General features: G+C 71.6%; 15 protein-coding genes. 5 read left to right on the plus strand and 10 right to left on the minus strand.

Translation table 11 applies throughout. From position 1 onward, the window contains the following. Together ABZ863_RS33290 and ABZ863_RS33295 are read right to left on the minus strand one after the other, a co-directional pair. On the minus strand, positions 1 to 821 hold an 821-nt coding region (locus ABZ863_RS33290), incomplete at its 3' end, for a beta-ketoacyl synthase N-terminal-like domain-containing protein (protein WP_358543546.1). A gap of 47 nt (positions 822 to 868) precedes the next feature. Next, the gene (locus ABZ863_RS33295; RefSeq protein WP_358543509.1) at positions 869 to 3,877 is read right to left on the minus strand and encodes a beta-ketoacyl synthase N-terminal-like domain-containing protein; all 3,009 of its coding nucleotides are present in this window, start codon (positions 3,875 to 3,877) and stop codon (positions 869 to 871) included. A 466-nt stretch (positions 3,878 to 4,343) separates the two neighbouring features. Here ABZ863_RS33295 and ABZ863_RS33300 point away from each other — a divergent pair, with 466 nt between their 5' ends. The 4 genes from ABZ863_RS33300 to ABZ863_RS33315 all read left to right on the plus strand — a co-directional run bounded on the left by ABZ863_RS33300 (position 4,344) and on the right by ABZ863_RS33315 (position 8,769). Beyond that, entirely contained in the window at positions 4,344 to 5,252 is a 909-nt protein-coding gene (locus tag ABZ863_RS33300; RefSeq protein WP_358543512.1) for a phytanoyl-CoA dioxygenase family protein, read from the plus strand. A gap of 76 nt (positions 5,253 to 5,328) precedes the next feature. Continuing rightward, on the plus strand, positions 5,329 to 6,165 hold the full coding sequence (locus ABZ863_RS33305; RefSeq protein WP_358543515.1) for a putative nonproteinogenic amino acid hydroxylase: 837 nt from the start codon (positions 5,329 to 5,331) through the stop codon (positions 6,163 to 6,165). 20 nt (positions 6,166 to 6,185) lie between these two features. Then, entirely contained in the window at positions 6,186 to 7,487 is a 1,302-nt protein-coding gene (locus ABZ863_RS33310; protein ID WP_358543518.1) for an activator-dependent family glycosyltransferase, read from the plus strand. Further along, the gene (locus tag ABZ863_RS33315) at positions 7,480 to 8,769 is read left to right on the plus strand and encodes an FAD-binding oxidoreductase (protein ID WP_358543521.1); all 1,290 of its coding nucleotides are present in this window, start codon (positions 7,480 to 7,482) and stop codon (positions 8,767 to 8,769) included. The genes ABZ863_RS33310 and ABZ863_RS33315 overlap by 8 nt, the downstream gene beginning before the upstream one ends. A 4-nt stretch (positions 8,770 to 8,773) precedes the next feature. Here the strand turns inward: ABZ863_RS33315 and ABZ863_RS33320 are convergent, their stop codons facing one another. The 5 genes from ABZ863_RS33320 to ABZ863_RS33340 are packed head-to-tail and all read right to left on the minus strand — an operon-like array spanning position 8,774 to position 14,347. Next, positions 8,774 to 9,490 carry a class I SAM-dependent methyltransferase gene (locus tag ABZ863_RS33320; RefSeq protein WP_358543523.1) on the minus strand — a complete coding sequence of 239 codons (717 nt, stop codon included), beginning with the start codon at positions 9,488 to 9,490 and terminating at the stop codon, positions 8,774 to 8,776. Between the two features lie 10 nt (positions 9,491 to 9,500). Next, the gene (locus ABZ863_RS33325; RefSeq protein ID WP_358543526.1) at positions 9,501 to 10,748 is read right to left on the minus strand and encodes a class I SAM-dependent methyltransferase; all 1,248 of its coding nucleotides are present in this window, start codon (positions 10,746 to 10,748) and stop codon (positions 9,501 to 9,503) included. Further along, positions 10,729 to 11,772, minus strand: coding sequence for a Gfo/Idh/MocA family oxidoreductase (locus ABZ863_RS33330; RefSeq protein ID WP_358543529.1), 1,044 nt, complete (start codon positions 11,770 to 11,772; stop codon positions 10,729 to 10,731). The genes ABZ863_RS33325 and ABZ863_RS33330 overlap by 20 nt, the downstream gene beginning before the upstream one ends. Then, positions 11,769 to 13,190: an NDP-hexose 2,3-dehydratase family protein gene (locus ABZ863_RS33335; RefSeq protein WP_358543532.1), complete on the minus strand. Its 1,422-nt coding sequence runs from the start codon at positions 13,188 to 13,190 to the stop codon at positions 11,769 to 11,771. The genes ABZ863_RS33330 and ABZ863_RS33335 overlap by 4 nt, the downstream gene beginning before the upstream one ends. Beyond that, complete coding sequence (locus ABZ863_RS33340; protein ID WP_358543535.1) at positions 13,187 to 14,347, minus strand: DegT/DnrJ/EryC1/StrS family aminotransferase; 1,161 nt, start codon at positions 14,345 to 14,347, stop codon at positions 13,187 to 13,189. The genes ABZ863_RS33335 and ABZ863_RS33340 overlap by 4 nt, the downstream gene beginning before the upstream one ends. 382 nt (positions 14,348 to 14,729) lie before the next feature. On the opposite strand from ABZ863_RS33340, the gene ABZ863_RS33345 reads away from it, so the two are divergent. Further along, positions 14,730 to 17,132 (plus strand): aminotransferase class I/II-fold pyridoxal phosphate-dependent enzyme, encoded by a 2,403-nt coding sequence (locus tag ABZ863_RS33345; RefSeq protein ID WP_358543537.1) that lies wholly within the window; start codon positions 14,730 to 14,732, stop codon positions 17,130 to 17,132. Positions 17,133 to 17,155: 23 nt separating this feature from the next. Here the strand turns inward: ABZ863_RS33345 and hppD are convergent, their stop codons facing one another. The 3 genes from hppD to ABZ863_RS33360 form a co-directional block, all read right to left on the minus strand. Further along, the gene (gene hppD / locus ABZ863_RS33350) at positions 17,156 to 18,229 is read right to left on the minus strand and encodes a 4-hydroxyphenylpyruvate dioxygenase (RefSeq protein ID WP_358543539.1); all 1,074 of its coding nucleotides are present in this window, start codon (positions 18,227 to 18,229) and stop codon (positions 17,156 to 17,158) included. A 113-nt stretch (positions 18,230 to 18,342) separates the two neighbouring features. Further along, entirely contained in the window at positions 18,343 to 19,566 is a 1,224-nt protein-coding gene (locus ABZ863_RS33355) for a cytochrome P450 (protein WP_358543541.1), read from the minus strand. Between the two features lie 45 nt (positions 19,567 to 19,611). Next, positions 19,612 to 20,966 (minus strand): alpha/beta fold hydrolase (locus tag ABZ863_RS33360; protein WP_358543544.1); only part of this gene is annotated, 1,355 nt, incomplete at its 5' end.

Here is a 20,966-nt window from a genome sequence, read left to right on the forward strand (position 1 = left end):
AGCACCAAGACCCCGGCACCCTCACCGAAGCCCGTGCCGTCCGCCGCGTCCGCGAACGCCTTGCACCGGCCGTCCGCCGACAGCCCCCGCTGCCGGGCGCTCTCCACCAACAAGCCCGGCGTCGACAGCACCGACACCCCGCCGGCCAAGGCCAGCGTGCACTCACCGGAACGCAGGGAACGCACGGCCTGGTGCACCGCGACCAGCGAGGACGAGCACGCGGTGTCGATCGACATCGCCGGTCCCCCCAGCCCCAGCACGTACGCCACCCGGCCGGACGCCACGCTGGTCAAGGTCCCGGTGAGGCGGAAGCCCTCCACCTCGGCGGCTGCCGCGCCGCCCAGCCGGGGCCCGTAGTCGACCCCGTAGAGCCCGGTGAACACCCCGGTCGCCGAACCCCGCAACCCGGCCGGCTGGATGCCCGCCCGTTCCAGCGCTTCCCACGACGTCTCCAGCACCAACCGCTGCTGCGGATCCATCGCCAGCGCCTCGCGCGGGCTGAGCCCGAAGAACTCCGCGTCGAACTCCGCCAGGCCGGACAGGAACCCGCCGGAACGCGTGTACGTCCTGCCGGGTGCCCCCGGGTCCGGGTCGTGGACGGCATCCCAGCCCCGGTCCGGTGGGAAGGCACCGATCGCGTCCACGCCGGCGGACACCACGTCCCACAGCGCTTCCGGCGACCCCGCGCCGCCCGGGAAGCAGCACCCCACGCCCACGACCGCGACCGGCTCCCGCCCCGGCTCCTCGAGCTCGCGCACCCGCTCGCGCAGGGCCTGCGCGTCGCGGACGGCGCGCTGCAAGTAGGAGCGGAGCTTGGTGATCTCCTCCACCGGGTCTCCCTGGACGGTCGCTGGACGAACGGGTCGCGCTACACGTAGCCGCGGTCGATCAGCATGAACAATTCGTGGTCTGCGCGGCTTTCCGGAATTTCGGACGTCACTGGCTCGAGCAGGGAGAAGATGCGGCGCCCGAGCAGGAGTGGCGTGGGGTAGGAGAACGCGACGGTGGCGGGGAGCCGCACACCGGCCGCGGCGGTGAGCCGGTTGCGGAGCCGCACGGCCATCGCCGAATCGAGCCCCAGGTCCTTGAAGGACACGTCGGGCCGCGCCGCGAGGTCGGGGCCGGTCGGCGCCGCGCCCTTCCCGCTCAGCACCACGGCCGTCTCGGCGCACACGAGGTTGAGCACCGAGAGCTCCGAGTCCAGTTCCGCGGCCCGGGCGGCGGGCGCGTCCGGGGTGTCGTCCGGTGCGGTCAGCCAGTACCGCTGCCGCTGGAACGGGTAGGTGGGCAGATCCACCGGCCGCCCGCCGGGCAGCGTCGCGGCCCAGTCCACCGGCGCGCCGTGCACGAAGGCCTCGGCCAGCCCGGCCAGCACCGCCTCGGGTGCCGGACGGCCCGGCCGCAGCACCGGGACGAACACCGCGCCACCCGGGTCGTCCAGCACGCCGGACCCCATCTCCGAGAGCGTCTCGTCCGGGCCGATCTCCACGAACACCGACACTCCTCGCGCGGCCAGCGCGGTGACCGTGTCCGCGTACCGCACCGCGCCGCGTGCCTGCCGGACCCAGTACTCCGGGCCCGGCGCGGACTCCGCGCCGGTCAGCGCCCCCACCCAGGGCACCCGCGGCGCGGCGTGCTCGAGCCGCGCCGCCACCTTCGCCAGCTCGTCCAGCACCGGGTCCACCCGGTGGGAGTGGAACGCGTGCGAGACACGCAGCACGCGGGTCCGCCTGCCCTGGTCCTTGAACCCGGTCGCCAGCCGCCGCACCGCCTGCGCGTCACCGGAGATGACGACCGAGGCCGGGCCGTTCACCGCCGCCACCGACACCCCGGCCACACCCGCCACGGCGTCGGTGATCTCCGCCTCGGTGGCCCCCACCGCGATCATCGCGCCCCCGCCGGGCAGCGCCTGCATCAGCCGGCCACGCGCCGCCACCAGAGCGCACGCGTCCGCCAGCGACAGCACCCCGGCGACGTGCGCGGCGGCGATCTCACCCACCGAGTGACCGGCCACGGCATCCGGCGTGATCCCCGCCGCGGCCAGGAGCGCCACCAGGCCCACCTCGACCGCGAACAGACCCGCCTGCGCGAACACGGTCTGATCGGCGCGCCCGTCGTCGCTCTCGCCGAGCACCACCTCCGCCACCGGCAGGCTCAGCTCCGCTTCCAGCAGGGCGCACGCGTGGTCGAACGCCGCCGCGAAGACCGGGCTCGCCGTGTGCAGCTTCCGCCCCATCCCGGCCCGCTGTCCGCCTTGCCCGGCGAACACGAACCCGACCCGGCCCGCACCACGGGCGGGCACCGCCCCGGCCAGCACACCCGGACGCGGCTCACCCGCCGCCAGTCCCGCCAGGTTCGCCGCCAGCTCCGCCCGCTCCACACCCAGCACCACCGCGCGGTGGTCGAACACCGACCGCGTCGACACCAGCGAGTGCGCCACATCGGCCGCCGACGGCGGCGCATCCGCGGCCACCAGGTCCCGCAACCGAGCCGCCTGCTCCCGCAACGCCGGCTCCGAACGCGCCGACAGCACCCACGGCAGCACTCCGGCGATCCGCGCCCGGCCCGCGGCGTGCGGGCCGGGCCGCTGCCCGGGTGCCTGTTCGAGGATCACGTGCGCGTTCGTGCCGCCCAGCCCGAACGCCGACACCCCGGCTCGCCGCGGCCGCCCCGGCGGGCTGTGCCAGGGCCGCGCGGCCTGGACGACCTCGAAGTCCCGCCGGAAGTCCGGGATCCCGGGGTTCGGCGTCCGGAAGTTCAGGCTCGGCACCAGAAAAGCGCGGTCCACGCACAGCGCCGCCTTCACGAAGCCGACGATCCCCGCGGCCGGCTCCAGGTGCCCGACGTTCGTCTTCACCGAGCCGATCACCAGCGGGCGGCTCCGGCCGGTCCGCCGGCTCACTTCGCGCAGGCCGGTCAGCTCGGCCGGGTCGCCGAGGCGGGTACCGGTGCCGTGGGCCTCGACGTAGTCGACGCTGTCGAACGGAACCGCCGCGCGTTCCAACGCGGACAGCACGGCCGCCGCCTGCGCCCCCGGACTGGGATCCGGCATTCGGGAGGACGCACCACCGCTGCCGACACTCCAGCCGCGCACCACGGCGTAGCTGCGATCGCCGTCGGCGACGGCCAGGTCGCGCCGCTTCAGCACGACGAAGCCGCCGCCCTCGCCCCGGACGAAACCACTGGCCCGCTCGTCGAAGGCGAAACAGCGGCCGTCGGGCGACAGGGCACCCAGGTTCGCCAGGCCGAGTCCCGCCGCCGGATCGACGATCAGGTGTACGCCGCCGACGATCGCCGTGTCGACGGCGCCGCTCCGGATCCGGTCACACGCCAGCGCGAGCGCCACGAGTGACGAGGATTGGCCCGAGTCCGTGCAGAGACTCATGCCGCGGAGGTCGAACAGGCCGGAGATCCGGTTCGCGATCAGCGCACCGCTCGAGCCGAGCGCGGCGTAGTGGTCGTCCCGGTCGCTGCCGGATCGCTCGCGCAGCACGTCGTACCCGGACGGCGCGGCGCCGACCAGGACGTCGATCTCGCGGCCGGCGAGCGCGGCAGCAGGCAAACGAGCGTCCTCGACGGCCTCCCAGGCGAGCTCCAGCCCTAGCCTCTGCACCGGGTCCATCGCGGTCGCCTCCGCCGGGCCCAGGTCGAAGAACCGCGCGTCGAATCCGTCGACGGCATCGAAGAAAGAGCCCAGCGCCATGGTGTCGGCGTCCGGGTGGGCAGCGGAACGCACGGCGGCCGCCCGGTGCTCGGGAAAGCGCCCGATGGTCGTGCTCCCGTCGAGCAGCAAGCGCCAGAGCTCAGCCACGTTGTGCACACTGGGGAGACGGCACGACATCCCGATGACGGCGATGTCGGCAATCGCGCTGCTCACGTCCGCCCCCTTCGGCTGCACGGCTTCGCTGTGTCCACCGCCACCACGGCACCACGATGGGGCAGCGCACCGTTTCGCCATTCCGCCGCCGAACGGGGATGCCCGCCCACACCGATGCCTTCGGAATCGAAAGGAAATGTTCGCCGACCGGACATCGCGCCCTCGTGCGGTCACCACGCCAGGCTAAATGGCGGGGAAAACGGAGGGCAAGGAGCCGGCGGTGCCTGCCTCCGTCGCCGTTTGTCCCGCCGACAGGACGCGGGGGTACGATCGCCTTCGCCAGCGGGCTTTGCTGGTCAAGGCGTACTACGGCCCCGGTATCCTTCCCGCGAAGAATCGGACTTCCGTAGCGGCCGGCCTCTGCCGCCGGCCTTGGTGATGTCGATATTCCCGGCGCCGACGCTCACCACGCCGCCACCACGCGTCCGGCAGCGACGCCCGTCAATCGCCCGAGAGGACAAGTTTCGTGGACGCGCTCGAAAAGGCCGCGCAAGAATACTCCGCACAAGGATTCGCCATCATCCGCGACGTCTTGCCGCCGGATCTGCTGCAGGCGGCGCACGCGCACGTCGAATGGCTCACGCAGAAGTACCCCGACCTCCGGCCCGAGCACTTCCACCACCCGCTGATCCGCAACGACGCCTTCTGGGTCCGGCTGATCACCGACGCCCGGCTCGCCGAGATCGCGCAGTACTTCCTCGGCCCGGACATCGCCTGCTTCACCGCCCACTACATCTGCAAGCCGCCCTACGACGGCCAGCCGGTGCTGTGGCACCAGGACGGCGCCTACTGGAAGCTGACCCCGATGGAGGCGCTCACGGTCTGGCTGGCGGTCGACGAGAGCACCACCGAGAACGGCTGCCTGCGCATCATTCCCGGGAGCCACGAGATCCCGCTCCACAAGCCGTCACCGCGCACCGACACGGAGAACATGCTCTACTCCACCGCCGACCAGGAAGTGGTCGACGAGTGGATAGCGAAACGGGGCATCGTGGACATCGAGCTCAACCCCGGTGACGTGTCGATCCACCACCCGCACATCCTGCACTACTCGGAGGCCAACACGTCGCCGAAGCGTCGCTGCGGTCTCGACATCGGCTACATCTCGACCTCCACCAGGATCAGCAGCGACAACCTGTACCTCGACCCGATCCTCGTCAGCGGCGAGGCGAAGGAAGGGATCAACACCTACCGCCCATATCCGCGGTACGAACCAGGAGCGTCCATCCCCTTCGAAGGTCACGAGGAGTGGAACGAGCGCTTCAGCGGGAACGCCGCACGATCCGGTTCCCCGGGTACGGCAGGCGAGGAGACGCCGTTGGCGACGACGCATCGGATGATCGCCCGCCTCAAGGAAGGCACCGTCGCCCGGTGACGCGGTGATCCGTCACCAGGTTCCCGCGTCCCGGCACCGAGGTATTCGACAGACGTCCAGTGTTGGAGGGATTCCCTTGCTCAAGTCGCAGCGGCTAGCGGTGCTGCCCATCGACTCGTACGACCTGGACGCGGAACTGGCGGTCGTGGACCGCCACGAGTACGGCGGCGAATGGGGTGTCTTCACCTTCGGGGGCTGGTCGGCACACGTGCTGGCCAACGGCAGCGGTGCCGAGTCCGACACCGCTTTCCGCCCCCACGGCGACCGGCTCACGCTCACCGAGCTGGGCAGGCAGCTACCGAACATCATGTCCCTGGTGACCGAGCACTTCCCGGTGGACCGGCTGCAGTGGGTGCGCGTCTTCAGCATCCGCGACGGCATCATCGCCACGCACGTCGACTTCCTCGAATTCGACGAGCGGGGCACCAGGTTGCAGATTTCGTTGCGCACCACCGAGGAATCCCTCCATTCCGAGAACGACATCGTCTACCACATCCGCCGCGGTGAGGTGTGGAAGATCCACTCGACCGAGCCGCACGCCGCGCGGAGCACCGCCGACACCGCCCGGCTGTCCCTCTGTCTCGACTTCGCGGATGCCGAGGAGCCCATCGCGTTCCGCGGCGAGATCCCCGCGACCGAGCCGATCCGCATCGTCGAACTGCCTGAGCCGACCGAAGCCGAGCTCGAGAAACTGATCGACGCCGACCGGAACCTGACCCCCGCGACCATGGGGTCGGACTTCCGCCGGTTCGCCGAGTTCCACTTCGAGCGGCACGCGCACGCCGCCGCGGCGTTCGACTGGTTCATCGAAGCCGCGCGGCGTACCGGGGACGCCGGCATGGTCGCCAAGGCCGAGGCCTTCCGCACGTACTGCATCGAGAAGCGGAGCTACGGCGAGGCGTTCCATTGGTAGTTCCGACAGGGGTGAACAGCTTGCGAGTTCTGTTCGTGACCATTCCGTGGACATCACATTTCAACCAGATGGTGCCACTGGCCTGGGCACTGCGGTCGGCCGGACACGAAGTGCGAGTGGCCAGCGAACCGAATTTCCTCGACACCATCACGGAAGCCGGGCTGACCGCGGTCCCGGCCGGCTCGGACGAAACGCTGAAACAGCGCGTCCGCCGCATGCTGGGCGGGGAGGCCACGCAGGGGCAGGTCGACTCGCCCTTCTTCGACTCCCTCTACGAAATCGATGACGGACACCGGGACGGTCTCCCCTGGGAAGCCATCACCTGGGTCCTCAACACGCTCGTGGTTCCGCAGATGTGGATCTTGAACGACGAGATGGTCGACGACCTCGTGACGTACTGCCGCCACTGGCAGCCCGACCTCGTGCTGTGCGACGCGCTGACCCATGCCGGTGCGGTGGCCGCGGACGCCGTGGGGGCCGCGCATGCGCGGATGCTGTTCGGGAGCGACCCGTACCTCCGGATGCGCCGCGACTTCCTGCGCGCGAAGGAACGGCAGCCGGGCGAGTGCCCGGACACGATGCGCGACTGGTACGCGGAATGGGCGAGGAAGTACGGGCGTGACTTCACCGAAGAGCTGGTCACCAGCCAGTTCGCGGTCAACGTCCTGCCCGAGCGGTGTCGCCTGGAGCCCCACGAGCGGACGCTCTCCCTGCGCTATGTGCCGTACAACGGGCACTCCGTCGTGCCGTCCTGGCTCTATGGCGCGCCCCGCGCGCCTCGCGTCCTGGTGACGTTCGGCATCACGTCGTGGGGCTGGGCCGACCGGGAGACCATCTCGGCCGAGCAGGTGCAGGAGATCCTGGACTCGCTGGCCGACCTCGACATCGAGCTGGTTCTCACGCTGCCCGGCGAGGCTCGCGAGCTGCTCCGCGGCGTTCCGGAGAACACCCGGATCGAAGAGTTCATCCCGTTGGACGTCATCCTGCCCACCTGCGCGGCCGTGGTGCACCACGGTGGCGGGGGAAGCTTCAACGGCGCGATGTTGCACGGGATTCCGCAGCTCCTCCTCACCTACGCCGCCGACGCACCCGCCAAGCGGACCGTGTTGCGGCAGACCGGGGCCGGGCTGTCGATCGCCCCGGACGAGGTCACCGGACCGCGGGTCAGGGCGTCCCTGACGCGGCTGCTGGAGGACGACGCGATCCGCGCGGGGGCCGAGCGGTTTCAGCAGGAGACGCTGGCCCACCCCACCCCCAGCGCTCTCGTGCCGGACCTGGAACGGCTCACGGCCGAGCTTCGCTCCCCTCGTGCCCATGGCTGAGCGGTCGCGCGGGATGGACCGGTCGGAAGCCGTCGTGGTCGGCGGCGGGATCCTGGGCCTGTCGGCGGCCCTGCACCTGCTCGAGGCGGGTGTGCCGAGCGTTCGGCTGCTGGAACGCGACGGCCTGTGCGAGGGCACCACCGGTGCCGGTGGCGGGTTCCTCGCCCCGTGGACGGTGATCTCACCGCTGCACGGCCCCGACTCCCCGATGAAGCCGATCGAGCGCTACGGCATGGAGTTCTACGCCAAGCTGCACGCCGACGGCCACGACGTGGACTACCGGCGCAACGGCGTGCTGTGGGTGACCGCCATGGGGCCGGTGCGGGACTGGGACCTGGTCCGGACGCTGCCCAAGGACGTCGCCGACCCGGAGCGCCTTTTCGCCGTCGAGCGGGGCAAGCTGGCCGAGCTGACCGGCGGCTTCCTCACCGCGGACGGGGTGCACAACGTGTACTTCATGCCCAGCGGTGCCCAGGTCACCACGGGCAAGGCCGGTGCCGCGCTGGCCGAGCGCATCCGCGGGCGCGGCGGCGTCATCGACACCCGGCGGCCGGTGACCGGCATCCACGTGCGAGACGGCAAGGTGACCGGCGTCGGCACCGCCACCGGCGACATCGAATGCGACCTCGTCGTCACCGCCGCCGGCGCCTGGAGCAACGCCCTGCTCGAACCGCTCGGCGTGTACCTGCCGGGGGTGCCGCAGGTCACCTCGCGGATCATCACCGAGGACCTCGGCCTGCCGGACACGACGCCGATCGTCTTCCTGCAGGGCCTCATGCCGGACGAGCCGGGGGGCGGCACGCTGCTGTGGGTCCGCTGGCACGACGGCGGGCTGCTGTGGGGAGGCCAGTACCACACCTTCCCGCGCGACCTGCTCGTCGGCGCCGTGGTGCCGGACCGGCTCGACGAGATGCCGTTGGACGGCATCCTGGAGAACCTCCGGGTCGCGACCGCGGCGCGCTTCCTGCCGTCGCTGGCCAAGCCGTCCAGCATCCGGGTCCGGCACGGCGTGCCCTGCTACACGCCGGACAATCTCGCGCTCGTCGGCGCGGTTCCCGGCATCGACGGGCTCTACGCCATGGGCGGCGACAACGAGCTCGGCGTGATCCACGGGCCCGGGTTCGCCAAGGTGCTCGCCGACCACATCGTGCACGGCACGAGCGACCTGGCCGACTGGACACCGTGGCGGCTGGACCGCTTCGGCGGCCGGTACACCAACCCGCGGGAAGCCTTCGCCGGCCTGCAGGAGTTTCTGGGCGCACTGGCCGGATCCGCCGAGTGAGGGCTTACGGCCGGCGGACGCCCACGAGATAGCCGGGCAGCTGCGCGGCGCCGGGCACGGCCTCGACCTCGCAGCCGGCGCGGTCGAACGCGGCCCGGTACTGCTCGGTGGTGAACAGCGTGTTGACCTCGTCCTCGTGGAACTGGCGAATCCCGCCCGCGTCGGCGACGACGAAGTGGATTCGCATGTGCGTGGCACCGCCGCGGCGGATCGAGTGGGTCACGCGGGACACGACCCGTCCGTTCTCGCGCACCAGGTGACCGCCCACGTAGCCGTCGAGGAACGTCTCCGGGGTCCACCACGGCTCCACCACCAGCACACCGCCGGGCTCCAGGTGCGCGGCCATGCGCGCGATGGCGGTGTCGAGTGCGGCGCTGTCGGGCATGTAGGCGACGGCGAAGCCCAGGCAGGTGACCGCGTCGAACGTGCGGGGCAGGCGGACCTCGCGCATGTCGCCGGGGTGCACCGCGGTCCCGGCGAGCCGCTCGCGGGCGATCTCGCGCATCGCCTCGGCCGGTTCGACGCCCTCGACGTGGTCGAACATCGTGGCGAAGGCCGCCAGGTGGGCTCCCGTGCCGCAACCGACGTCGAGCAGCGTCCGCGCGCCGGGCCGCCGCGCGCGGATCATCGCGGTGATCTGCTCGGCCTCGGCGGCCCAGTCCTTTCCCCTGCTGAGGAACACCGCGTCGTAGAGCTCGGCGTGGGCGTGGCTGTATGCCATAGCTGTCCCTTCAGACGACGTGCACGCGCGGGACGTAGCGAATCCAGCGGCCGCCGGCGGCGGCGAAGCGGTGCTCCTTGGCCATGATCTCTTCGGCGTGGTTCCACGCGAACAGCAGCGCGTAGTCCGGGTACGGGTCGGCGAAGGCGGCGGGCGGGCGGACCGGGATGCCGGAGCCGGGGGCGAGCTTGCCGTGCTTGGCCGGGGTGGAATCACAGATGTAGGGCACGAGGTCGGGCCCGATGCCGCAGTAATTGGTCACGGTGGCGCTCTTGGCGGTGGCCCCGTAGCCGACCACGGTGCGGCCCTGATCGCGCAGCCGCCGCAGCAGGTCGACCAGTTCGGTGCGGGCGTGCCGGGTCCGCTCGGCGAACCGGTCCAGTGTGCGGTGTCCGGCCAGGCCGCGGGCGCGTTCGACGGCCAGCAACTCGCCGACGGCCGGGGCGACCGGGCGGGCACCCGCGCGAGCGATGGTGAAGCGGATCGTGCCGCCGTGCACCGGCAGCCGGGTGATGTCGACGAGCTCGAAGCCGAACCGGCGGGACGCGTTGCGCACGGACTCCACGGAGAACAGGTAGAAATGCTCGTCGTAGATCTGGTCGAAGGCGGTGCTGTCGACGATGTCGCCGAGGTAGCGGTCCTCCACGACGAACACGCCGTTCGGGGCGAGGAGGGCGTCCACGCCGCGGAAGACCGAGTCGAGCCGGGCGATGTGGCTGACCGTGTTCGCCGAGAAGATGACGACGGCCGGGCCGTCCTCGTCGCGTATGCGGCGGGCCGAGTCCTCCTGGAAGAACTCGGTCAGCACTCGCACGCCGTGGGCGCGCGCGGCGTCGGCGGCGCCGCCCGAAGGTTCGACGCCGAGGTGGCGCACCCCGGCTTGGGCGATGGTGCGCAGCATGACGCCGTCGTTGCTGCCGATCTCCACCACGAACGGGTCGGGAACCTTCAGCTCGGTGTCGAGCAGGTGGTGGGCGAACGCCTCGAAGTGGTCACGCATGAGTGCGGACCCGGACGAGCGGTAGGGGTAGTCGGCGTGGAACATGCGCGCGCGGGGGACCTCGTGCGACTGCTGCACCATGGCGCACCCACCGCAGGCGCCGACGGCCAGGTCGTAGTGAAATTCGGCCGAGCGGTCGGCCGGATCGCGGAACGCGTCGGACACGGGCTGGCGCCCGAAATCGAAGAACGCCCGGATGGGCTGACCGCAGACCCGGCAGCCGGGCGGGTGGACCGTGCTACGTCCGTCGGTGATCATCTTTCCTGCCTCCTGGAGACGCTGTGGCGGCGGTGGGAGCGTGGCTCGTCCACGTCAGGACGGCGTCGGTGAGGACGACCCCGCGCAGCGATGCGGCCAGGTGCCCGGCCCACTCCCCGTCGCCGTGCACGGCGGCGGCGAAGTCCGCCGCGACCGCCCGGAACTGGTCGAACGGGGGCACGCTGAGCTCGGTGTGCCCGCCGGGGCCCTCGACGCGCACCGTCGGGGACAGCGTCGGCGGCGGGGTGAACGCCCGCTCCGCGGTGATCGTCCCCGCGCTCCCCCACACCTGGTAGGCCGCGCGGTAGTAGTGGTCGAACCCGAAGGTCAGCTGGGCGCTGACCCCGCCCGCGGACCGCAGCAGGATGGTGCCGCCGGTGTCCACACCGAGCCGGTCGTCGTGGTCGAGCACCGCCCCCACGACGTCCCAGTCCGGCCCGAACAGCAGGATCGCCGCGCCGATCGGGTAGAAACCGACGTCGAGCAGTGCGCCGCCCGCGAGGTCGCGCCGGTAGCGGATGTCGTCCGGGGCACGCGGCGGGATCACCATGGCAGCGGTGAGCACCTTCGGTGCGCCGATCTCGCCCGCGTCGATCAGCGAACGCACCAGTGCGTGCTGTGGGTGCCGGGCGAACATCCGGTTCTCCATCAGCACCAGACCGCGCGCGCCGGCGAGGTCGGCGAGCGCGGTGGCCTCGGCGGTGTCGACCGCGAACGGCTTCTCCACCAGGACGTGCCTGCCGGCGGCCAGCGCCTTGGCGCACCACTCGGCGTGCAGGCCGGCGGGTACGGCGATGTACACGGCGTCGATGCCGTCGTCGGCGAGCAGCTTCTCGTAGCCAACCACCGGACGGCACCCGAATTCGGCGGCCAGCGCGCCCGCCTTGGCCGGGGTCCGGCTCGCCACCGCGACGGGTTCGGTGCCGGGGCAGGCCACCAGCGCGGGCAGGGTCCGCTTGCGGGCGATATCGGCGCAGCCGAGCACGCCGACGCGGACCGGTGCGGGCCCCTCGGACGGGCTCACCGGCCGGTCACGCTGTAGAGACAGGCCAGCAAGCTGCGAGCCTGGATGTTGAGGTAGTAGCTGTGCCGCAGCAGTTCGGCGCCCTGGTGCAGGGTCATCCAGCGGTAGCGGTCGCCTTCGATGTCGGTGTCACCGTCGTCCTCGACCACGAGATACCGGGTGCGGGCGTGGTAGAAACGCCCCCCTTCCTCGGAGAGGGTGGTGTCGAACCGGACGCGGTCGGCGGGGGCGCCCAGCACCGCGCCGAGGAAACGGGGGCTGGCCGCCGCGGGAAGGTAGTCGTGGTTGGCCGGGGTGCACTGCACCGCCGGGGCCAGCTCGATCACATCGACGAAGCCGGGCTCGGCCCTGGCCTGCACGAGAACGTGCAGCACGCCACCGATGCGCCGCACCACGGACGCCACCAGGCCGGTCTCCCGCACGGCGAACATGGGCTGGCACCAGTCGGCCACTTCGCGGCCGAACGCCTGCACCTCCACCCCGATCACCTCGAAGAACAGACCGCTGTCATGGGCGATGGCACCCTCGGCGTAGTGCCAGTCCGGCAGACCGGTCAGCGGGACGCGGTCCGCGCGCAGGTCAATTCGCGTGCGCATGTCGGTCACCCAGCCGAGCAGCTCGGCCGTGGAGTGGACGCTGTCGGCGCCCGGGTTGCACGAGCGGGCCAGCGCGGCGTCGAAGCCCCCGCCTCCGGAGCAGGGCACATGATCGCCGGCGAAGGGCAGGCAGGACAGCACCGTGCGGGAGTCCATGTTGATCAGGTCGTCGACCGCGAGCAGCCGGTGGAGGCTGGCCAGAGTCAGCCAGCAGAACCCGTCGAGCAGCTCGATTTCCTCGGTCACCTCGATAACCATGTTGCGGTTGCGCTTGCGCCAGAACCAGGAGCCCTGTTCGGACTGCCGCACGTTGGCGATCACCTGGTACGCCTCCGGCCGCTGGAAGTAGCGCAGGTACGGCACCGGGTTGCCGCCGTGGACCCGGGTGTAGTTGCTGCGCGTCGCCTGCACGGTCGGCGAGAGCTGCAGGCCGTTGCGGTTGCCCGGCTCGGCCTTCGCCTGCATGAGGAAGTGCAGGACGCCGTCGAACTCCTTGGCCAGGATGCCGAGGATGCCGACCTCGGGCTGGTTGATGATGGGCTGGCTCCACCGGTCGACGGGGGCGTCCGCGACCCGCACGTCCAGTCCTTCGACGGTGAAGAACCGGCCGCTGCGATGGCCGATGACGCCGCTGCGGGCGTCGGCGGACCAGTCGGCGAGTGCGTCCAGCGGCACCCGCTCGACGCGCATCCAGGCGCGCCGGGCCTGCTCGGCGAACCAGTCGGTGAACGAGGCGGGTTCGGTGGCGGTCCGGGCACCGGCCAGTGCGGACTCGGCCAGGCGCAGGTCGATCGGCCTGGATCCGGTAGCGACGCGGCTCATGGGACTCCCACGGGCAGGGCGGAAACGCGGGTGGTGACGGCGGCCCACACCCCGGCGACAACCGCCTCGACGTCGCCGTCGGACAGGCCCTGGTGCAAGGGCAGGCACAGGGTCCTGGCGGCGGCGGACTCGGCACCGGGCAGCCGGGCGTCGGAGCCGTAGGCCCGGACCTGGTGCAGCAGGGGGTAGCGCAACGTGGTGTAGATGCCCCGTTCGTAGAGGTCATGGGCGACCTCGTCGCGGATCCCGGCGGGCAGCTGCACCCAGTAGAAGTAGTGCGAGCCGCGGTGCCCCGGCGGCAGCGCGGGCGGCAGGACCAGCCCGGGAACGCCCGCCAGCGCACGGTCGTACTGTGCGACGATCTCGGCACGCCGGCGCAGGAACCCGTCGAGCCGGCGCAGTTGCACGCAGCCGATCGCGGCGAGGACGTCGTTCATCACCGAACGGCGGGAGAACGACGACACGGTGATGTCCCACCAGCGAGTGGCCGACTGCTGGGCCCGTGCGTACCCGCTGGTCTGCTCCAAGCCGAGATAGGCCAGCTTGCGGCCGCGCTCGGCCAGGTCCGGGTCGCGGGCGTAGAGCATGCCGCCGTCCACCGCCACGGCGATCTTGCCGTGGTCGAAGCTCCAGACGCCGAAATCGCCGAAGGTGCCGCAGGCCCGGCCGCCGATGGTGGAGGCAACGGCGTTGGCGGCATCCTCGATCAGCACCACGCCGCGCTCGGCGCACAGGTCGGCGATGCGGTCGATCTGCCCGGGGTGCCCGCCGTAGTGCAGCACGAGGACGGCCTTGGTGGCCGGCGTGAGCGCGGCCTCGACGTGCTCGGCGGTCGGGTTGAGGGTGCGCGGGTCGACGTCGCAGAACACGGGACGGGCGCCGTGGGCGGCGACGGCGTTGGCGGCGCTGACGAAGGCGACGGTGGGCATCACCACGTCACAGCCGGGCCCGAGCCCGGCCAGCTGCACGGCCAGGAAGGTGGCCTCGGTGCAGTTGTCCACGGACAGCAGCCGGGTCCCGTCGACGCCGAGGCGGGCCGCGAAGGCGGTCTCGAACTCGGCCACCTTGGGCCCCTTGCCGACCCAGGAACCGGCGAACACTTCCGCTACCGCCGCCAGTTCCTCGGCGCCCAGCGACGGCTGGAACACGTTGATCATCTCGGCCTCCGCAGCCGCGCGTTCGCCAGGGGCGGGAAGGACAGGTCGGTTGCACCGGCGGCCTGATCCGCGCCTCGCCGCCGGTCCGGGCGTGCCGGTCGGCGGGTGGAGGCCGCCAGGTGAACTTCCCGGCGCCGTCAGGCCTGCCGAATCAGTATGCGGTGTCCACGCCGGAAGAGACCGTCGCGAGCGGCGGTCCCGGCATTCCGCCGTCCGGGCGGTGACGGTCCTACCGGGGTGGCGGGTCGCCGGGGGACGATCGCCGTGCACGTCGCGCCCCAGCGCGAGCAGGCCCCGGCGATGACGCGGCACCTGGTCGACGAAACCGCCCCGTCCCGTCGGCAGGACAGCAGGGCGGGGCCGCCCAGTAGGAGGCAACGCAGTGACGGCCCTACGTACCGGCAACGCCGCGACCGCCCTGACTCTCGCGGACATCGCCCGTCAGGCCGAGCCATGCCTGGATCCGGCGGTGTGGGACTTTATCGAGGGCGGTGCGGGCGACGAGCGCACGCTCGCGGCCAACCGCGCCGCGTTCGACCGGGTCTGGCTGCGCCCCACGGTGCTCGCCGGGAGCGGTGCGCCGCGCCTCGGCACCACCATCCTCGGCCGGGCGTGGGCGGCGCCCTTCGGGATCGCGCCGCTGGCCTACCACACCCTGGCGCACCCGGACGGTGAGCTCGCCACGGTGCGGGCGGCCGGTGCGGCCGGGATCCCCGTGGCCGTCAGCACCTTCGCCGGCCGTACCTTCGAGGAGGTGGCCGAGGCCGCCACCGCACCGGTGTGGCTGCAGGTGTACTGCTTCCGAGATCGCGCGATCACCGAGAACCTCGTGCGGCGGGCCGAGCGCGCCGGCTTCGAGGCACTGGTGCTCACAGTCGACACACCGCACCTGGGCCGGCGGGCGCGCGACGCGCGCAACGGGTTCACGCTGCCGCCGCACGTCAGGCCGGCGAACCTCCCCTCCGTCGGCGACCTCTCGCCGGCGGAACACGCCAGGGCGCAGTTCGACCCGGCACTCGACTGGTCGGTGATCGACTGGCTGCGGTCCACCAGCTCCCTGCCCGTCCTGGTGAAGGGGATCCTGACCGCCGCCGACGCGCTCAGGGCGGTCGAGGCCGGGGTGGACGGCGTCATCGTCTCCAACCACGGCGGCAGGCAGCTCGACGGCGTGCCGCCCACACTCGACGTGCTGCCTGAGATCACCACCGCGGTGGCCGGCCGGTGCCCGGTCCTCCTCGACGGCGGGGTTCGCCGCGGCGCCGACGTCCTGGTCGCGCGCGCACTGGGGGCGGACGCCGTACTGGTGGGACGCCCGGTGCTGCACGGGCTGGCGATCGGGGGCCAGGACGGCGTCGCCCAGGTGCTGGACACCCTGCGCGCCGAGCTGGCCGACGCGATGTCACTGGCCGGCGTCACGGCCGTCGACCGGGCAGGCCCCGGCCTCGTCACGGCCGCCGAACCGCACCTCAGGTCCGCCGTGCTGCACCGGGCGGACCTGCACGGCAGCCTCTCCGATCCGCTCATGGAGACGATGAACTTCCTGAACGAGATCGGGATGCGGTATCCCGAGGCGATCTCGTTCGCGTCGGGACGCCCGCACGACGGGTTCTTCTCGACCGGGCAGATCTTCGACCACCTCCAGCGCTACCTCGACCACCTCGCGGACCAGGGGCACACCCCGGACCAGATCCGTGGCCTGATGTACCAGTACGGCCCGACCGCGGGCCACATCCGCGAGCTGATCGCCACGTCACTGCGGCTCGACGAGGGCATCGACGTACCACCGGAGTCCATTGTGGTCACCGTCGGCGCGCAGGAGGCGATGCTCGTCGTCCTGCGCGCGCTGATGTCGGGTCCCGCCGACGTGCTGCTGGTCGCCAGCCCGTGCTACATCGGCATCACCGGTGCGGCCCGGTTGCTGGACATCGAGGTGGTGCCGGTGGCCGAGCGGGCGGACGGGCTCGACCCGGGCGACGTCGCCCGCGCGATCTCGGCACAGCTCGCGCGCGGACGACGGCCGAGGGCGCTCTACGTCATCCCCGACCACTCCAATCCGGCAGGCCGGACGATGTGCCTGCCGGACCGGCGGGCGCTGCTGGACATCGCCGCCCGGCACGACATCCTCCTCCTCGAGGACAGCCCGTACCGGCTGGTCAGCCCCGGCGTCCAGGTGCCGACGCTCAAGTCGCTGGACACCCGGCGCCGGGTCGTCCACATTGGATCGTTCGCCAAGACGATGTTCCCCGGCGCCCGGGTGGGTTTTGTCCTCGCCGACCAGCCCGTGCTCGACGCGGCCGGGCGCAGCGGGCTCCTCGCCGACGAGCTGGCCAAGATCAAGAGCATGGTGACGGTAAACACCGCCACGCTGAGCCAGGCGGCCGTGGCCGGCGCGCTGCTCGCGGCCGGCGGCCAGGTCACCACCCGCAACGCCGGCCCGGCCGCCCACTACGGCGAGTCGCTGCGACTCGTGCTGGAGCACCTCGACAAGCACCTCCCGGCCGGACGCCGCGGCGATCTCGGCGTGGCCTGGAACCGCCCGGGAGGCGGCTTCTTCCTGACCGTCTCGGTGCCCTTCCTGGCCGACAACGCGGCGCTGGCCCGTTCCGCGGAGCGGTTCGGCGTGTTGTGGACACCGATGTCCTACTTCCACCCCGGAAGCGGCGGGGAACACAGCATCCGGCTGTCCGCCAGCTACCTGACCGCGGCGCAGATCGAGGAGGGGACGGCGAGGTTCGCCCGGTTCCTCGAGGCAGAGATCGGCGCGGCGCACGACGGGCGCGGATAACCGGGTACCGGGCGGGCCGTGGCTCAGTCCAGGCGGGTCGGGATGGTGTCCTGCTGGCGCTGCACGGCCTCGTAGAGGGCGTGGATGTTGTTGCTGCCGAACGTGCGGGCACCCCGGCGGTCGATCAGTTCGTAGAAGAGGGTTCCCTTCTCGTGCCGTGACTCGGTGAAGATCTGGAGCATGATCCCCGAGTCGTCGCGGTCGGCGAGGACATTGAGCTCGCGCAGCGCCGCCGCCGGGACGCCGATCGGGCCGAGCCGGGCGGGCAACGCCTCGTAGTAGCTCGGCGGGGTGGTGAGGAAACGCACGCCCCGCACGGCACTCCTGGGCACGGCGGTCAGGATGTCCTCGGTCAGGAAGGCGATGTGCTGGACCCCGGCGCCGTCGTGGGCCGCGATGAACCTGTCGATCTGGCCCGGGTCCCTGGTGACGTCCGGCTCGATGATGGTGAGGGTCAGCCGCCCGGAATCGCTCTGGACGACCTTCGAGTTCATCGCCTGGGAGCCGACGATGATCCGCTCGTCGAAGATGTAGCGCAGGCCGAAGATGTCCTCGTAGCGGTACACGGTCTCGTCCAGCGTGCCCGCGGGTGTGCACACCGCGAGGTGGTCGACCTCCCGGAGGAGTCCGTCGCCGGAGCGGCCGGCGCCGGTCTCCTCGATCCGCGGGGCGAACGGGCCGCCGGACCGGGCACGGGAGACGAAGCGGTGCTCGACGTCGCCGAACGCGATCACCGAGGCGAAGGTGACCTGGGCGCCTGCCGGGCCGGAGGTCACCGGCGGCGCGACGGGGACGGCGCCCCGCCCGACCGTGTCGGCGAACGCGGCCCGCGCGTCGCCGACGCGCAGGGCGATCACGGCGACGCCGTCGCCGTGCCGCCCGACGTACTCGGCGGCACGGTGATCGGGGCTGGTGGCCGAGGTCACCAGCAGGGTGATGTCGTGCTGGCGCAACAACACCGACTCGCACCCGCGCAGGCTGGTACGAGCGCCACCGCGGCCGGCGACGACGAAGCCGAACTGGTCGCGGAGGCCGAGGGCGGTCTCCTCGGCGTCCTCGACGAACAACTCGATGTGATCGATCGACTGGATTTCCACGGCATACCTCCAGCGTGGACAGGTGTCCGGAGCCGGCTGCGGGAGTCCGGACGGGAACAGGAGACCGGCGCCCGGTGTGCCGGGCGAACCGGCTGCGGTGGCCGGTCAGCCCCTCACAAGCGCACCGGGAACGCGGTGAACAGCCGGGCGCCGCCGGGGATGGGCTCGCGGTACCGCAAGCGGCCGGCGACTTCCAGGCTGTCGCGCTCGATCATGAGGTGGGTGAGGGCTATCTCGCCTTCGAGGTAGGCGAGCGCCGCACCGAGGCAGCGGTGCGGGCCGGCACCGAAGGCGAGATGGCCCTCCCCCGGCTTCAGCACCCGCTCCACATCGCACCGTCTGGGGTCGCGGAAGACGCGCGGATCGAAGTTGGCCGACTCGATCGAGCCGGTCAGGGCATCCCCCTTGCACACTGGGGTTCCGGCGAACTCCAGGTCCTCGGTCGCATAGCGCGGTCCGGCGACCGGGACGGGGTTCGCCACCCGCATCAACTCCTCCATGGCGTGCGGCAGTGCTTCCGGCTTGGCGCGCAGCAGGGCCAGCTGGTCCGGGTTGTCGAGGAGGATGAGCACCGCCTGCCCGATGAAGCCGGCAGTGGAGTGGTATCCGGCGTTCACCATCAAGCCCGTCATCGCGATGATCTCCGCTTCGGTGAAGCGGTCATCGTCCTCGCCCATCGCCTGCACCATGGTGGAGATCATGTCTTCGCGCGGCTCGGCCCGGCGTCGCGCGATGAGCTCCTTGATGTAGCCGAACAGGCCGGTGGTGCCCGCGGCGAAATCGGTGTCCGGGCTGGCGTATTCGTTCATCCACTCCCGCACCTGCGGCTGATCGGCCTCGTCGATGCCGATCAGTTCGCAGATGACGCCGGCGGTCAACGGCTGGGAGTAGTCCCAGATGAGATCGCCGGATCCCTTCTGGGCCAGCGCGTCCATGAGCCGGGCCGAGAGCGCTTCGATGCGTGGCCGCAATGCCTTGATGCGGCGCGCGGTGAATGCGGGCCGCACGAGGCGGCGCAGCCGGGCGTGGTACTCGCCGTCCGACAGCATCAGGTTCGACGTGAAGTACTCCCGGAACTCCTCCGGCAGACCGAGGGACACCATCGCCTGGTCGGCGATGCTGGGCCCGAGGTGGCCCGGGATGTTGCCGGTGTCCGTGACGAACCGCGGGTCGCTCAGCGCGGCCTTGATCCCTTCGTTCCGCGTGATCAGCCAGACCGGGGGCCCACCGGGAAACCCGACGCGGACGAGCGGGGACATCTCCCGCAGGCGGGCGTAGGCGGCGATGGGGTCTTCGCTGAACTCGGGGTTCAGCAGGCTCACGATGGGTTCAGCCATGATCGTCGTCTCCGTAGCATCCTCGTCGAACGGTCGGGGTGCGACTCACCGCGCCAGCTTTCCGGCGATGACCTGCATGATCTGGGCCGCGGGCCGGGGCATGTGCAGGTCGGTGTGCGTGGCGTCCACGGCGTACTCCTCGATGGACCCGAGGATGTGCGGCCGCCAGAACGTCGCCCACGACCCGTCGGGCTTGTCCGACTTCGCGTTGAAGAACACCACGTCGCCGCGGTAGACCGGCGAGTCGAAATCCTCCATCTTGGCGATGTTGTTGGAGCCGACCTTCGCCATGGCGTCGAGGACGCGGTCCATGGAGTCGGTGTTCACGAACCGGCCGAAGTACTCCTCGAGCTCCGTCCGGTAGTACGTCTCCACCCGGCCGGGCAGGTTCTTGAACCCGCTCGCCGGCTGGGAGTCCAGGATCGCCAGCAGGGCGACCTGGTGGCCGCGCCGGTCCAGTGCGTCCGCGACGGCGTGCGCGACCGGACCGCCGTAGGACCAGCCGGCCAGGTGGTAGGGCCCGTCCGGTTGGACTTCGAGGATCTGGGCGATGTAGTCGTCGACCATCTCCGCCACCGACCCCGGCAGCGGGTCCGTGCCGTTGAAGCCGCGGGACTGCACGGCGTAGACCCGCCGGTCCCGCACGTGCGGCGCGAAGGTGTAGAACGCCCAGCCCAGCCCGCCCCCGCTGTGGAAGAACCACACGGGCGGCTTTCCCGTACCGGGATCCTCGTTCAGTGGCAGCACGACCGCGAACGGATCGGCCTGTTCGTCGGGGATGCCGCCGGCGAGCACCAGCGCGCCCAGCTCGACCACCGTGGGGTACCGGATGATCGTCCGGACCGGCATGTCGATGCGGAACTGCTCGCGGATGCGGGCGCTGAGCCGGGTGGCCAGGAGCGAGTGCCCGCCGAGCGCGAAGAAGTCGTCCTCGATCCCGACCTCGTCCTTGCCGAGCAACTCCCGGAACATCGCGCACAGCTTCTCCTCGTGGGAGTTGCGCGGCGCTCCGCCGGTCATGGTGGCCGGGTGCTCCGGCGGCAACGCCTGCCGGTCGAGTTTGCCCGTCGGCGTCAGCGGAAGCTCCGCGAGCCGCACCACCGCGGCCGGGACCATGTAGTCCGGCAGCCGCCCGCGCACGTACTCGGTCAGCACGACTTCCAGCGGGTACGCCCGGACATCGGCCTCGGCCACCGCGGCATCCGGGCCAGGCACCACGTAAGCCACCAGGCGCCGGTCGCCCTGCTCGTTCTCCCGCACCACGACCGCCGCCCGCACCACATCCGGATGCCCGGTCAGCACCTCCTCGATCTCGCCCAGCTCGATGCGCAGGCCGCGGAGCTTGACCTGGAAGTCAGTCCGGCCGAGGTATTCCAGGGTTCCGTCGCCCGTCCAGCGCA

The sequence above is a fragment of the Saccharomonospora sp. NPDC046836 genome, assembly GCF_040645195.1.
Classification (GTDB): domain Bacteria; phylum Actinomycetota; class Actinomycetes; order Mycobacteriales; family Pseudonocardiaceae; genus Prauserella_A.

What these genes read in the sequence shown, in the direction of transcription:
- ABZ863_RS33315 (WP_358543521.1), top strand. Translation starts at nt 7,480, where the DNA reads ATGGCTGAGCGGTCGCGCGGGATGGACCGGTCGGAAGCCGTCGTGGTC.
- ABZ863_RS33320 (WP_358543523.1), bottom strand. Translation starts at nt 9,490, where the DNA reads ATGGCATACAGCCACGCCCACGCCGAGCTCTACGACGCGGTGTTCCTC.
- ABZ863_RS33325 (WP_358543526.1), bottom strand. Translation starts at nt 10,748, where the DNA reads ATGATCACCGACGGACGTAGCACGGTCCACCCGCCCGGCTGCCGGGTC.
- ABZ863_RS33335 (WP_358543532.1), bottom strand. Translation starts at nt 13,190, where the DNA reads ATGAGCCGCGTCGCTACCGGATCCAGGCCGATCGACCTGCGCCTGGCC.
- ABZ863_RS33340 (WP_358543535.1), bottom strand. Translation starts at nt 14,347, where the DNA reads ATGATCAACGTGTTCCAGCCGTCGCTGGGCGCCGAGGAACTGGCGGCG.
- ABZ863_RS33355 (WP_358543541.1), bottom strand. Translation starts at nt 19,566, where the DNA reads ATGGCTGAACCCATCGTGAGCCTGCTGAACCCCGAGTTCAGCGAAGAC.